General features: G+C 55.9%; 11 protein-coding genes. 7 read left to right on the top strand and 4 right to left on the bottom strand.

Going from position 1 to position 12,268, the window contains the following annotated elements:
• Window positions 1–110: 110 nt before the first annotated feature.
• Window positions 111–887, top strand: a complete 777-nt coding sequence (locus AC3CHX_RS18945; RefSeq protein WP_488629573.1) for a FadR/GntR family transcriptional regulator — start codon at window positions 111–113, stop codon at window positions 885–887.
• 56 nt (window positions 888–943) lie between these two features.
• On the opposite strand, the gene AC3CHX_RS18940 is transcribed toward AC3CHX_RS18945, so the two are convergent.
• Window positions 944–1,921, bottom strand: a complete 978-nt coding sequence (locus AC3CHX_RS18940; protein ID WP_488629572.1) for a LysR family transcriptional regulator — start codon at window positions 1,919–1,921, stop codon at window positions 944–946.
• 154 nt (window positions 1,922–2,075) lie between these two features.
• On the opposite strand from AC3CHX_RS18940, the gene AC3CHX_RS18935 reads away from it, so the two are divergent.
• From AC3CHX_RS18935 to AC3CHX_RS18920, 4 genes are all read left to right on the top strand, one after another.
• On the top strand, window positions 2,076–3,383 hold the full coding sequence (locus tag AC3CHX_RS18935) for an MFS transporter (protein ID WP_488629571.1): 1,308 nt from the start codon (window positions 2,076–2,078) through the stop codon (window positions 3,381–3,383).
• An 11-nt stretch (window positions 3,384–3,394) separates the two neighbouring features.
• Window positions 3,395–4,150, top strand: a complete 756-nt coding sequence (locus AC3CHX_RS18930; protein ID WP_488629570.1) for a class II aldolase/adducin family protein — start codon at window positions 3,395–3,397, stop codon at window positions 4,148–4,150.
• A gap of 11 nt (window positions 4,151–4,161) precedes the next feature.
• Window positions 4,162–5,076, top strand: a complete 915-nt coding sequence (locus tag AC3CHX_RS18925) for a 2-hydroxyacid dehydrogenase (protein ID WP_488629569.1) — start codon at window positions 4,162–4,164, stop codon at window positions 5,074–5,076.
• 117 nt (window positions 5,077–5,193) lie between these two features.
• A complete protein-coding gene (locus tag AC3CHX_RS18920) occupies window positions 5,194–6,483 on the top strand; it encodes an ArgE/DapE family deacylase (RefSeq protein WP_488629568.1) in 1,290 nt (429 codons plus the stop codon).
• Here the strand turns inward: AC3CHX_RS18920 and AC3CHX_RS18915 are convergent.
• Together AC3CHX_RS18915 and AC3CHX_RS18910 are read right to left on the bottom strand one after the other, a co-directional pair.
• Window positions 6,457–7,278 (bottom strand): methyltransferase domain-containing protein, encoded by an 822-nt coding sequence (locus AC3CHX_RS18915; protein ID WP_488629567.1) that lies wholly within the window; start codon window positions 7,276–7,278, stop codon window positions 6,457–6,459. The genes AC3CHX_RS18920 and AC3CHX_RS18915 overlap by 27 nt on opposite strands.
• 34 nt (window positions 7,279–7,312) lie before the next feature.
• The gene (locus AC3CHX_RS18910) at window positions 7,313–7,954 is read right to left on the bottom strand and encodes a TetR/AcrR family transcriptional regulator (RefSeq protein ID WP_488644866.1); all 642 of its coding nucleotides are present in this window, start codon (window positions 7,952–7,954) and stop codon (window positions 7,313–7,315) included.
• Window positions 7,955–8,518: 564 nt separating this feature from the next.
• On the opposite strand from AC3CHX_RS18910, the gene AC3CHX_RS18905 reads away from it, so the two are divergent.
• Together AC3CHX_RS18905 and AC3CHX_RS18900 are read left to right on the top strand one after the other, a co-directional pair.
• The gene (locus tag AC3CHX_RS18905; RefSeq protein WP_488629566.1) at window positions 8,519–10,423 is read left to right on the top strand and encodes a sensor histidine kinase; all 1,905 of its coding nucleotides are present in this window, start codon (window positions 8,519–8,521) and stop codon (window positions 10,421–10,423) included.
• On the top strand, window positions 10,416–11,771 hold the full coding sequence (locus AC3CHX_RS18900; RefSeq protein ID WP_488629565.1) for a sigma-54-dependent transcriptional regulator: 1,356 nt from the start codon (window positions 10,416–10,418) through the stop codon (window positions 11,769–11,771). Before AC3CHX_RS18905 ends, AC3CHX_RS18900 begins: the two co-directional genes overlap by 8 nt.
• A gap of 163 nt (window positions 11,772–11,934) precedes the next feature.
• Here the strand turns inward: AC3CHX_RS18900 and AC3CHX_RS18895 are convergent, their stop codons facing one another.
• Entirely contained in the window at window positions 11,935–12,267 is a 333-nt protein-coding gene (locus AC3CHX_RS18895) for a hypothetical protein (RefSeq protein ID WP_488629564.1), read from the bottom strand.
• Window position 12,268: the final 1 nt, after the last annotated feature.

Below are 12,268 nucleotides of genomic sequence, written 5' to 3'. Positions count from 1 at the left end.
TGCCAAAACACACCGTGCTCCTGTACTGCAGCGCAGCTTGACACACAGGATTGGCAGGGTATATTTACGGCCTTACCACCTGACATTTTGGCTTCCACCATTTTCTTGCAATGAGTTCATTTCATCCCGTTAGTGTCACCCGCTTGTATCGCATGATCGCGGATCAGATCGCCGGGCGTATTCGCGCCGGCGATTTTTTGCCGGGAGAGCGTTTGCCCTCCGAGCGCGAACTGGCCGAACAGTTGGCAGTCAGCCGGCCATCGATCCGGGAAGCGTTGATTGCCCTGGAAATCGAGGGGTATGTCGAAGTACGGGTCGGGACCGGTGTGTTTGTCGCGCAACCCAAGCAAGAAGATGCGTCGGGTGGATCGAATGGGCCGAAAGTGCCGTATGGCGACATCGGCCCGTTTGATTTGATCGCGGCACGTATTTTGATCGAGCCCGAATGCGCCGCATTGGCAGCGCAAAATGCGTCGGCCCAGCAGATGGCCGCGATCGAGGTCGCAGCCAGGGCGCTGCATGGGTCTTCTAACCCGAGCGTGCATGATCGCGCATTCCATATCGCGATTGCCGATGCCAGCGGCAATATGGCACTGGCTGCGACGGTGGTGCATTTGTGGGATTTGCGGGATGGCAGCGCAGTGCTGGGCCGCCTGGAGCGGCATTTTGTCACGCACAAAGTCTGGCAGCTCGCCGAAGTTGAGCATGACCGTATCTTCCAGGCAATTCGGGCCGGTGATTCGGATGCTGCGCGCCAGGCGATGTATCGCCATTTGTTGGACATCATTGACCGGTTGCGTGAAGATTTTGGCAACGATGCGGACGTGGCGTCGGTCGACAGGAAAAATGAAAAGCAAAGCGCTGCGGCGATTGCGGCAAAAATTTGACCGGCATGGTGCAACTGCACGGAATTGGCGAGTGCGGATCCCCCGGTCGGACAACGTTAATCGACTTCATGCGCTGCCAGCATATGTTGAAAGCTCTCGAGAAAAACTCTTTCCGCTGTGGTCATCTTCTGCTCTCTGTTCCATAACAAGTAGATATTTACATCCACAATGCCTTCAGCAGGGGGGAGGCGCCAAAGCAGTCCCTCCTCAACATCGTTCCCGACCACATGCTCAGGCAGGCAACCAATTCCAAATCCTGCGCACACCAGTCGCCGGATTTCCTCAAGACTTGGCGACGACGCAACGATTCTTCCTGTGTAACCCTGCTGATCACGGAAAATTGCCAATGGCGAGAGATTGCCGCCGATTTGGTCGCTAGTGAAGCTGACGAAGTTTTCCCCCTGCAGTGAGTCAAGTGTCAGGTCCTTGCGACCGAAGAGGGGATGGCGTTGTCCGCAGAAGAAGGCATAACGCTGGCGGATCAGAATGCGTTGCTCCAATCGCGCCTGTGGGATACGGCACAGTCCTACTCCAACCGTGGCGGTTTTCTGCAATAGAGCGTTGATGATGTCGGAGCTACGCATGACTTCCACTTCAAAGTTGACCCGGGGATGGCTGCGATGGAATTCAGCCAGAAATGCATCGTATGCGGGAGATTGAACGGTACTTATCGCCAATAGCCTGACTTTTCCGACCACGTCATTGTCGCGGCTCTCCAGTGCGGTGCTTACCCGAGACACATTGCCATAGATATCTGTGGCAATGCGCAAGACTTCATCGCCAACTTCTGTGAGATTGAAGCGTGGCCCATGCCGAAGAATAAGGGAACACTCAAGTTGTTCCTCCAGACGCTTTAGGGCCTGGCTCACTGCAGACTGGGTGATATGCAGCCGCGCAGCAGCGCGACTGATACTGCCTTCCTGGCCAATAACAAGATAGGTCCGCAATAAATTCCAGTCTAATCTGTCATTGAGGAAGCGCCGTCCCCCCCATTTGCTGAGAGGGGTATCGCTTTGAGATGGCTCTGCGGTCATCGGGTCTCCTTGTATTAGTGCTGCTACTACAATGAATTATAAATGTTAATTATTCTAATTATTAAGTGTGTGAGATAAATACGCATGCGCTTTCAAAGCGCATTCGGAGAGAGACAAACAACTGCCTCTAAGAGAGTCTACAAAGGATCCAGTTATGGAAAGCAGAACCAATCAGTCGCGCCGTGCCGCAGCGGCTGCTTTTATTGGCACAACGATCGAGTTTTACGATTTCTATATTTATGCAACGGCGGCAGCGCTGGTATTAGGCCAGGTGTTTTTTCCCAGCAGCAATCTGGAACTAAGCACGTTGGCTGCCTTCGGCAGCTTTGCTGTTGGCTTCATCGCACGCCCTCTGTCCGGTGTGGTTTTCGGGCATTTGGGCGATCGCCTGGGCCGCAAGAAGATGTTGTTGGTAACGATGGCACTCATGGGATTGGCAACCACCGGGATTGGTTTTTTACCCAGCTATGCAACTGCGGGCATCTGGGCGCCTGCCGGTCTGATCGTTTTACGTCTGATTCAGGGCATCTCTGTAGGAGGAGAGTGGGGCGGGGCCGTGCTGATGGCCAGTGAACATGCACCGGCCGGACGCAAGACTTTCTACGCCTCTTTTGCCCAGCTCGGCAGTCCTGCGGGTCTTCTGCTGTCGTTGATAGCATTTCGTCTGGCAACATCGCTGGATCAGAGCGCGTTGCTCGACTGGGGCTGGCGCATCCCGTTCCTTTTTAGCGGCGTTCTGATGTTTGTGGGGCTGATGATCCGTTTTGGCGTAAAGGAATCCCCCGAGTTCGAGGCGGTACGCGAACGCAATGAGACTGCCAAATACCCGATCATCGAGGTTATCCGCGACGGCTGGCGGCAAATTCTGTTTGCAGCAGCAGCCGTGACAATCGGTTCTGCAGGATTTTTCTTCACGAATACTTTCATGATCACTTACGTGACCCAGTACCAGGGGATTCCGCGGTCGACGATTCTGGACTGCCTGTTCCTGGTCACTATTATCCAATTTGTATCGCAGCCTGTTTCCGCCTTGATTGCAGAGCGGATCGGTGAAGGACGTTTCCTGAAGATCGCGGCTGTGCTCTGTATGGCGACGCCTTATCCGATGTTCCTGCTGGTCGGTACGCACAACATCGTTCTGATGACCCTGGGTATCGCTCTCGCTGTGGTGATTCTCTCGGCGCTTTATGCGGTGATCGCGGGCTATATGACCTTGGCCTTTCCTGCGCGACTCCGCTACTCGGGTATTTCGATTTCCTACCAGTTGTGTTGCGCCGTGGCGGGAGGGACAACCCCGCTAATCGGCACGTTCCTGGCCAGCAAGTTCACTGGGCAATGGCTGCCGCTGGCGTTGTTTTTCACACTCTTGTCAGGAATTTCCCTGATCGGTGTGTGTGGTCTCGCGCGCTTACGTGATCAACCGGCACCATCTTCAGTTTCCACCCCGGTTCTAGCTAGTTAAGCGGAGTATTCATGAGCAAACCAAACAAGAATAATGATATCGAATGGCATGCGCGTTGCGAACTGGCTGCGCTGTATCGGATGATTGCGCATTTTCGGATGACCGACCTGATCGATACGCACATTTCTCTCGAGCTTCCAGGGCCGGAGCGTCATTTTCTGATAAATCGTTATGGCGTGATTTTCGATCGGATGAAAGCTTCGGATCTGGTACGCATCGACCAGCACGGGAACGTGATTGACAGCGAATATGGCGAAGGTCGGGTGAATGCCGCAGGTTTTGTCATCCATTCGGCAATCCATATGGCCCGGCCGGATCTCAAGTGTGTCATACACACGCATACGGCCGCTGGCATCGCCGTGGCGGCGCAACAGCAGGGTTTGTTACCGATCAGCCAGCATGCGCTCAAGTTCTATGGCAAATTGGCTTATCACACCTATGAAGGGATCGCGCTCTCACTGGCTGAGCGCGAGCGCCTGGTTGCCGATCTCGGACCGCATAAAGCCATGATCTTGCGCAATCATGGACTGCTCGCCGGAGGCGGCAGCGTGGCAGAAGCCTTCCATGAGATTCACTTCCTTGAGCGCGCCTGCCAGGCCCAGGTGCAGGCGCAGTCCGGTGGCACGGTGCTGCACTTTCCGTCGGAGGAAGTATGCCGGCAAACCGCCGCACAGTTCGAGCGTGACGGTATCAATGACATTGTGAATATGGGCTGGAAGGCGGCTTTGATGTTAATTGAAGATCAACGCGAGTCGTATTGCTCATGAATACCGTCGTCATGCTTTCAAACGATGCCGTTCTGCTAGAGCAACTCAAGGCGGCATTCAGACGGCAAGCTCCGCAACTCAAGGTGGTGCTGGCCGGTGAGGCGGACGCCCTTGAGGCCGAAATTGCAGTGTGCTGGTTTCCACCTCCCGGCAGTTTGGCCGCCTTACCGAAACTACGGCTTATCCATTCGGTTGCTGCAGGTTTCGACCATCTGGAAAACGATCCGTTGCGCCCTTGCCTGCCGATATGCCGAGTCGTCGATCCGGCACATCGCCAAGGCATGGCCGAATATGTCCGCTGGGCAGTGATGCACTATCACCGCGGATTCGATCAGGTGTTGGAGAATCAGCGGCATCTGCGTTGGCAACGCCCCAGGCAATTGCCTGCCGCAGAGTTCAAAGTTGGCGTCATGGGCCTGGGTTCGCTAGGTAGCGCCGTCGCGACCGATCTTGCCGATGCAGGCTACGACGTGCGCGGCTGGGCGAGAACTGCGAAGCAACTGAGTAAGGTGGCGACATTCGAGGGGCAGAGCGGTTTTGCAGCGTTTCTCGATGGACTGGATGTCCTGATCAACCTGCTGCCGCTGACAGATGCGACCCGCGGCATTCTTTGCGCCGATACCTTCGCGGCACTGGCCTGGGGGGCTGCAGTAGTCAACTGCGGGCGTGGTCAGCATTTGCTGGCGGACGATCTGGAGCGCGCCCTGGAAAGCGGGCAATTGCGTGGCGCAGTGCTGGATGTGTTCGAACAAGAGCCACTGCCGCCTGAGAATCGTCTCTGGCATGTTGCCGGTGTTGTCGTGACGCCGCACATGGCCTCAGTCGCCTCGCATGACTGTATTGCCAAGCAAGTTGTCGAAAATGCCCATCGTCTGGCCCGCGCTGAGCCTTTGCTGAACCTGGTAGACGTCTCCCTCGGTTACTGATGCCTGGCTGGCCGAGCACCCATTTGATGTATTGCAGGATCTACTGCGTGGTCTTCGTGTTCCCGCCAGGAGCCGAAGCCAGACAACTAACTTGATCTATTCCCCGAACTGGAAAATATGATGATTTTGACCCCGCAACAATTAAGAAGCGCAGTTTCAGCGCATGAGCAGGAAATGATCGCGTTGCTGTCCGGGTTTGTCGCCTGTCCGAGCTTTTCAGGGCAGGAACAGTCAGCCATTGCATTTATCGAGCAAGCGCTGACGGCAATGGAACTGAAGTCGACACGCATTCCATTGCTCAGCGAGGATCTGAAAAATGCCCCGCTTTTTTCTCCCGCGTGCGATCCCGATAACGGCCGTTACAACATCCTGGCCGAACATCAGCCCAGGACCGGGGCCGGCAAATCGGTCCTGTTTAACGGTCACGTCGACATTGTGCCCACCGGGCCGGAGCATCTGTGGAACGGCGCGCCGTTACAGGCAGTGGTACAGGAGCGCCGTCTGTTCGGGCGCGGTGCAGGCGATATGAAAGCCGGCATTATCTGCGCACTGATTGCTTTCAAGGCGCTGCGCAGTCTTGGCGTACAACCGGCCGGGCGCGTCGGTTTCAATGCGGTACTCGAAGAAGAGAATACCGGGAATGGCACCTTGGCCTGTGTGATGCAACTTCCGCAATACGACGCGGTGATTATTCCCGAGCCGTTCAATGAATCGGTGATGTGCGCCCAGGTTGGCGTGCTGTGGGTATCGATCGTCCTGACGGGACGCCCTGCACATGCGGCTTACATGTCGCATGGGGTGAATCCGATCGAGGCCGCCATTGCGATCCATGCGGCGTTGAAACAGCTGGAGGAGGAATGGAACCTTCCGCAGAAGCGCCATCCCGCCTTCCGCGACCATCCGCATCCGGTCAATTTCAACCTCGGACAAATTGCCGGTGGTGAGTGGAACTCCTCGGTGCCGTGCATGTGCCGCATGGGGTTGCGTATCGGGTTTTATCCCGATCAAACCATTGATGCGGTCAAGCAGGCGGTCGAACAGACGGTACATGCCGCGCTTGCAGCATTGCCAAATAGCCTGGAGCTGAGTTTCGACTATCGCGGATTTCAGGCGCCGGGTTGTGAATTCGATCTGGACCACCCGGCCATGCAGAGCTTGACCGATGCCCATCAAAAAGTCCATGGCGTTCCGCCGCAGCGACTGGCCCTGACGGCTACCACGGATGCGCGCCACTTTCGTCTGATCCCGAATTTACCGGTCACATGCTACGGGCCTGAGGCCGACAACATTCACGGCGTGGACGAATCCGTATCGCTCGACAGCATGTTGCGCGTGGCAACGGTGATGGCGCAGTACATGCAGGACTGGTGCGGTCTGGAATCATTCAACCGTTGCCACGATGAATAAACGGCGAAACGGATAACACGTCCGTCCGTCGGCCCTGCGAGGATAAGCGTCGCGCAGGCGCCGGGTGTATTCTGCCAGGAAATGTTCCCGATCCTCGATGCCGAGACTGTTCAGGATAGGCCTGAGGCCGGTACCCTTCACCCATTCGAGTACGGGATCGTCGCCTTCAAGTACCTGTAAATACTCCGTTTCCCAAATGTCGATATGGTTGGTGCAGCCTGCCAGCAAGTCGTAGTACGCCTGCGGTTCCTCAACCCAATTGCGTGCCAGCGCGTCCCGGAGTTTTTCATCGCCAATGGCGCTTCCGCCGGGCCCGCCGTTTGTCAGCGTTTCCCGCATTATCCGGTGCGAAGGCGCGCTCCAGCTAAGCGGCATCTGTACCGCGAGACAGCCGCCCGGTTTCAACAATCCGGCCAGACGCGGAAAAAGCGTACGGTGGTCGTCCAGCCACTGCAAGGTCGCATTCGCGTAGATCAGATCAGGTGGACTGACGGGTTGCCAGTCACGAATGTCCGTTTCAATCCACTGTACTTTTCCTGTTTCGAGGCGGGCTTTTTCGAGCATCTCCCTGGAGTTGTCGAGCCCGTGGACCGCCGCTGCGGGCCAGCGTTCTGCAATGAGGCGAGTCACGTTTCCTGCGCCGCAGCCGACGTCATAGATCAGCGTGGGAGATGCGAGAAAAACGCGATCGAGGAGTTCCAATGCCGGGCGCAAGCGGTGATCCGAAAATTTCAAATACTGATTCGCGTCCCAGTGCGTGCCGGCGAGCTGTCGCTTGTGAATTTGCGTTGGCATTTTTTGCCCCTTTTATGGCCGGTGACGATGAAATCTACTTCGGACGCGGGGCCAGCAGTTCCTTGGTGAATTTCAACTGCATTTTCCGCGCCTTATCGTCATTCGCTTCCCATAACAATGACTGCGACAGTTGGAAGCTATATAAAGTAAAAGCACGGTTAGCGGCCTCTGATTTACTAAAGCAGCCCATTTCCTGAAAGCCGCGGGTGAAGTGCGCGAGCCGCTGCTGGTCCACTTCCAGTACGGCCTGACGCGCCATCTCATCCCGGCGCGACCATGCGCGGATGGCAAATTCGATCATTGCCGCTCGCCGGGCTGTCATACCGTGAAAGGGCAGCGTCAACATTTCGTGAAGACTTTCTTCAGGGGTAAGCACCCGTCCTTCAAATCCGCGCAGAACCTGAGCTGTAGTTCTCTCATGCCACCTCTTCAGCAATTGCGAGAGTAGGTCGTTCCGATCCTTAAAATGGTAATAGAAGCTTCCTACCGTAATGCCAAGCTCTCTGGCCAGCGATTCAACGCGTACGGCATCGATACTTTTATTGATCAATAAATCGGTCGCGGCATCAATCCAGTCGTCTGGCGAAAGAATTTTTTTCGTTTTCACCCGGCGCGGGGATTCGGGCGTTGTTTTGTCGGACTGCACTCCAGTTTCCTTCCTTTCTTGATATGACATATCGTCCAAGCGGCTATCCGGACATCCCGGCCTGTACGCCATTTTATTGCAAGACTAACAAACGTTGCCGTCAAAGCGATGCTTATTTGTACAGGCGACTTTCACTGTCAAAATCAAGGCGCTGCGCGATAGCGGCCAATCCACCGGACGCGTGTTGCGTAGAGTCGGCGTTGGCGTTCGGACAGAAGCAGCTGGCAGCCGCCATTATAGTTCATGCTTTCGCCAAAGCCGCAGCGGCCATGAAATGTCAAAAAAGGTTAAATAGCGATATAAATAGGGAGGCCTATGTTAGGATCGGGTTTCCTATGTAGAATTCGTTAAGTTCTGTTTGAGGGAGTGTCAAATAATTTTTAAAGATGCAACAAACGAGCGATGGCTTGGGTATGCTGCCGTAGAATTGTGTTTCGCGCAGGTGGCCGGAAAACGAGGATGGGGACAATCAAAGTACGATAACTCCGGCTTTGACGCGCTGCTAACGCAGCCGCCACGACCACGTGGCGGCGCTCTGCCACAACGTAAGTAAAAATAGATCGTGCAGGTCGATGCATGACACAGGCGATGAATATGCAAAGAAATAAAGTGGTGATGGCTTGTATCCGTCGCATGTCGCAATTTTCCGGAAAAAGCGCGATTGGCTGGGGCACAGTTCTTATGTGCTTTTTTCTGGTCGCCTATGGCGCCTACTTCTGGGCCGAAAAAGTCGCCATCGGCAACCTGCGCGCGAGCGGATCGCAAAAACTTGAAGTGTATGCGGCCAGCCTGGACAGCGCATTGGACAAGTACAATTATTTGCCCAAAACCCTGGAGCTGAATCAAGACATCCTGCGTCTTTTGCTTGCCCCGGGCGACCCGAAACTTGCTGCGCCCGTCAATCGCTATCTGGAACAGGTGAATGCGCAGGCAAAATCGACCGCGATCTATATAGTCGGCTTGAATGGCATGACACTGGCTGCCAGCAACTGGCGGGAAAAAAACAGCTTCGTCGGTAACGACTTTTCATTTCGTCCGTATGTCCAGGACGCCCTAAGGGGCAAGCCGGGAAGATTTTACGGGGTGGGGGCGGTTACCCTGGAGCCGGGCTATTTCTTTGCGCACGGGATTTATCGCGATGGCAAGATGCTGGGTGCCGTGACCGTAAAAGTGAATATTGAAAAACTGGAAAAGACCTGGTCGCAGGGTGCCGACAAGGTGCTTCTGGTAGATCAACAGGGCGTGATCTTTCTGTCTTCTGTTCCCGCGTGGAAATACCGGACCCTGGGGCAACCGTCGCTCGATACGCTGGATCGTCTGAGCGAGACGCGTCAGTACGATGCGCAAAGTCTGACGCCGCTGGAACTCGTCGAGCAAAGCAGTTTCGGTGATGGATCGCACATCGTTTCGGTCCGTGCCGGGCCTGGCTTGAGCGGACAGCTCGATAGCGGGTCGAGTCTGTTGACGCGCAGTCGGGTGCGGTCGCAACCGGACTGGCAATTCCTCTATCTGTCCGACCTGAGCCAGGCAAAATCCAGCGCCCGTGCAGCGGCCGTTTTTTCCTGTGTGTTGTTTGGATTTCTTCTGCTGTTGTTACTGCATGTACGCCAGCGCCAGCATGCGGCTGCCCAGAATATCGCGGCCAAAGAGGCACTCCAGCACGCCTACGATAATCTCGAGCAGATGGTCGCCGAACGCACTTCAGAATTGCGTGAGACGGCCCGCAATCTGAGCCAGGAGATCGATGAACGACGGCACGCGGAACGGGAGCTGCACAAGACCCAGAATGAACTGATCCAGGCGGGAAAAATGGCGGTGCTGGGACAGATGTCCGCGAGCATTACGCATGAACTGAATCAGCCGTTGACCGCGTTGCGCGGCATGTCCGACAACGCCTTGATTTTGCTGGAAAGAGGACGGCTGCAAGAAGTGCAAGCCAACCTTTCCGGCATGTCGCAGATCGTTGAGCGCATGGGATCGATTACCGGCCAGCTGAAGATATTTGCCCGTAAGTCCACGACCCGTATGACGTCCGTATCGATTCGTCAGGCCATCGTGAATGCCTTGTTCCTGGTTGAGCGGCGGCTGCGACTGGAACACGTCGCGTTCGAGCAGCATATTCCCGATGAAGACGTCTTTGCACGCTGCGAAAGCAACCGCCTTGAGCAGGTATTGGTGAATCTGTTCAACAATGCGCTCGATTCGATGGTGGACGCTACGGTGCGGCGCCTGACGGTGGATGTCGTCAACCAGCAAGAGCGGGTCCTGATACGGGTCCATGACACCGGGGCGGGGATCTCGGAAGAGGTCCGGCAACACCTGTTCGAGCCGTTTTTCACCACCAAGGCGCCGGGGCACGGGCTGGGACTCGGATTGGCTATTTCCGGGCAAATCGTGCGCGAGTTCGGCGGCACCTTGCGCGCCGAAAACTGCTTCGGAAATGGGGCGGTATTTACAATTGAACTAAGCGTTTCTCGGCAGGAGGTCGAACATGTTTGATGGACTCAAGGTCTTGCTGGTGGAAGACGACCCTACCGTGAGAGCCGTCAGCGAGCAAGCACTGCAACTGGCCGGCCTGGAGGTGCTGGCATGCACTTCAGCCGAGCAGGCACGCCGGCATCTGGTGCCGGATTTTCCCGGGATTGTGGTCACCGATGTCAGACTGCCCGGCATCAGCGGCCTGGAACTGCTGCTGCAGATCAAGGCAATCGACCCGAACCTGCCGGTCATCCTGGTCACCGGCCATGGCGATATCTCGATGGCGGTGCAAGCCATGCGTAACGGCGCCTATGATTTTATCGAGAAGCCGTATGCGCCGGGACATCTGGTGGACGTCGTACAGCGCGCGCTGGAAACGCGCAGGCTGCTGCTGGAAGTCCACTCGTTGCGGCACAAGCTGGAACATCGCAGCGGCATCGAAGCCACCCTGCTCGGCAACTCGGCGGCGATCAAGGAGATCCGCCGCACGATCCTGGATATCGCCGATGCCCCTGCCGACGTGCTCATTTATGGCGACACCGGCGCCGGCAAGGAAATGGTGGCGCGCTGTCTGCATGAACACAGCCAGCGCCAGAAAAACCATTTTGTCGCCGTCAATTGCGGCGCGATTCCGGAAAGCATCTTCGAGAGCGAAGTGTTCGGCCATGAAGCGGGGGCGTTTACGGGCGCCTCGAAACGGCAGATCGGCAAGATTGAACATGCCGATCGCGGCACCCTGTTTCTGGATGAAATCGAAAGCCTGCCCTTGTCGCTGCAAGTCAAATTATTGCGCGTGTTGCAAGAGCGGTATGTCGAGCGGCTGGGTTCCAATCAAGCCTTGCCGGTCGACGTGCGGATTATCGCTGCGGCAAAATTGGACCTGAAGGAGCTGTCGAATCAGCAGAAATTCCGCAGCGATCTGTATTACCGCCTCAACCTGATCGTGCTCAATCTGCCGCCTTTGCGCGAGCGGCGAGAAGACATCCCGATGCTGTTCGAACATTTTCTCTTGCAGGCGGCCACCCGCTACAACCGCAATGCGCCCATCGTGTCGTGTGCGCAAATGCGCGAGCTGATGGCCCATTCATGGCCCGGCAACGTGCGCGAATTGCGGAATATCGCGGACCGCTTTGTGCTGGGGATTATGGGGGGAGGCGGTGGGATGTTGTCCGCTCATCCACTGGCGGCAGTCCCCCTTGCAGAACAGATGAATTGCTTCGAACGCGCCATGATTGAACAGGAACTGCGGAATTATTCCGGGAACGTGATGGAGGCCTGTACCGCCCTGGGTCTGCCCAAGCAAACCCTGTATCACAAGATGCAGAAATATAACCTGGTGGCCGAAAAGTTCAAAACCGCCATGCTGTGAAATCCGGGCATCGGCATGTCAGGCAGGTCCCGGCCTGCAACCCCAATTTCCCTTCTTTAAAGAGCACCCTTCCCACTGCCTGGAAACAGTCATCGACGCCAGATTTTCCGGCCTCAAAAGACGTATGAAAATTCATACGGCAATTCGTGCATCAGTCCAAGTTTCAGTACAGGCAAGCGCTGTCGATTCCATGCATTTCCCAGCGATCACTCATAGAAACAAGCACTTGGAAAGAAGCTGCGTTGCTGCCCGCCGCTGGCATGCGCTTTGCTATGTTTCCTTTGGGCAAGAGCCGCCTGTCGCCGGCGCGAGCGCGGCAGGTCATCGGGCAAGAATCGGGTAAAGATTTAACGCGCTCTATCGTCGCTTCGCTATGCGCCGGGTTCACGTTCATTTCGGTCAAAGAGAAGCTCTCCGACTTACGCGCTTGAGTGCAAAGTGCATGTTTCGGAAAAGCAACAAAGAGCATTAAAATTGGGTTGCCTATGTTACGCATA

It is taken from the genome of Glaciimonas sp. OK215 (assembly GCF_057787885.1).
This window is presented reverse-complemented; position numbering and strand designations above follow the sequence as displayed.

What these genes read in the sequence shown, in the direction of transcription:
- AC3CHX_RS18940 (WP_488629572.1), bottom strand. Translation starts at nt 1,921, where the DNA reads ATGACCGCAGAGCCATCTCAAAGCGATACCCCTCTCAGCAAATGGGGG.
- AC3CHX_RS18910 (WP_488644866.1), bottom strand. Translation starts at nt 7,954, where the DNA reads ATGTCATATCAAGAAAGGAAGGAAACTGGAGTGCAGTCCGACAAAACA.
- AC3CHX_RS18895 (WP_488629564.1), bottom strand. Translation starts at nt 12,267, where the DNA reads ATGCGTAACATAGGCAACCCAATTTTAATGCTCTTTGTTGCTTTTCCG.
- AC3CHX_RS18945 (WP_488629573.1), top strand. Translation starts at nt 111, where the DNA reads ATGAGTTCATTTCATCCCGTTAGTGTCACCCGCTTGTATCGCATGATC.
- AC3CHX_RS18935 (WP_488629571.1), top strand. Translation starts at nt 2,076, where the DNA reads ATGGAAAGCAGAACCAATCAGTCGCGCCGTGCCGCAGCGGCTGCTTTT.
- AC3CHX_RS18930 (WP_488629570.1), top strand. Translation starts at nt 3,395, where the DNA reads ATGAGCAAACCAAACAAGAATAATGATATCGAATGGCATGCGCGTTGC.
- AC3CHX_RS18925 (WP_488629569.1), top strand. Translation starts at nt 4,162, where the DNA reads ATGCTTTCAAACGATGCCGTTCTGCTAGAGCAACTCAAGGCGGCATTC.
- AC3CHX_RS18920 (WP_488629568.1), top strand. Translation starts at nt 5,194, where the DNA reads ATGATGATTTTGACCCCGCAACAATTAAGAAGCGCAGTTTCAGCGCAT.
- AC3CHX_RS18905 (WP_488629566.1), top strand. Translation starts at nt 8,519, where the DNA reads ATGCAAAGAAATAAAGTGGTGATGGCTTGTATCCGTCGCATGTCGCAA.
- AC3CHX_RS18900 (WP_488629565.1), top strand. Translation starts at nt 10,416, where the DNA reads ATGTTTGATGGACTCAAGGTCTTGCTGGTGGAAGACGACCCTACCGTG.
- AC3CHX_RS18915 (WP_488629567.1), bottom strand. Translation starts at nt 7,278, where the DNA reads ATGCCAACGCAAATTCACAAGCGACAGCTCGCCGGCACGCACTGGGAC.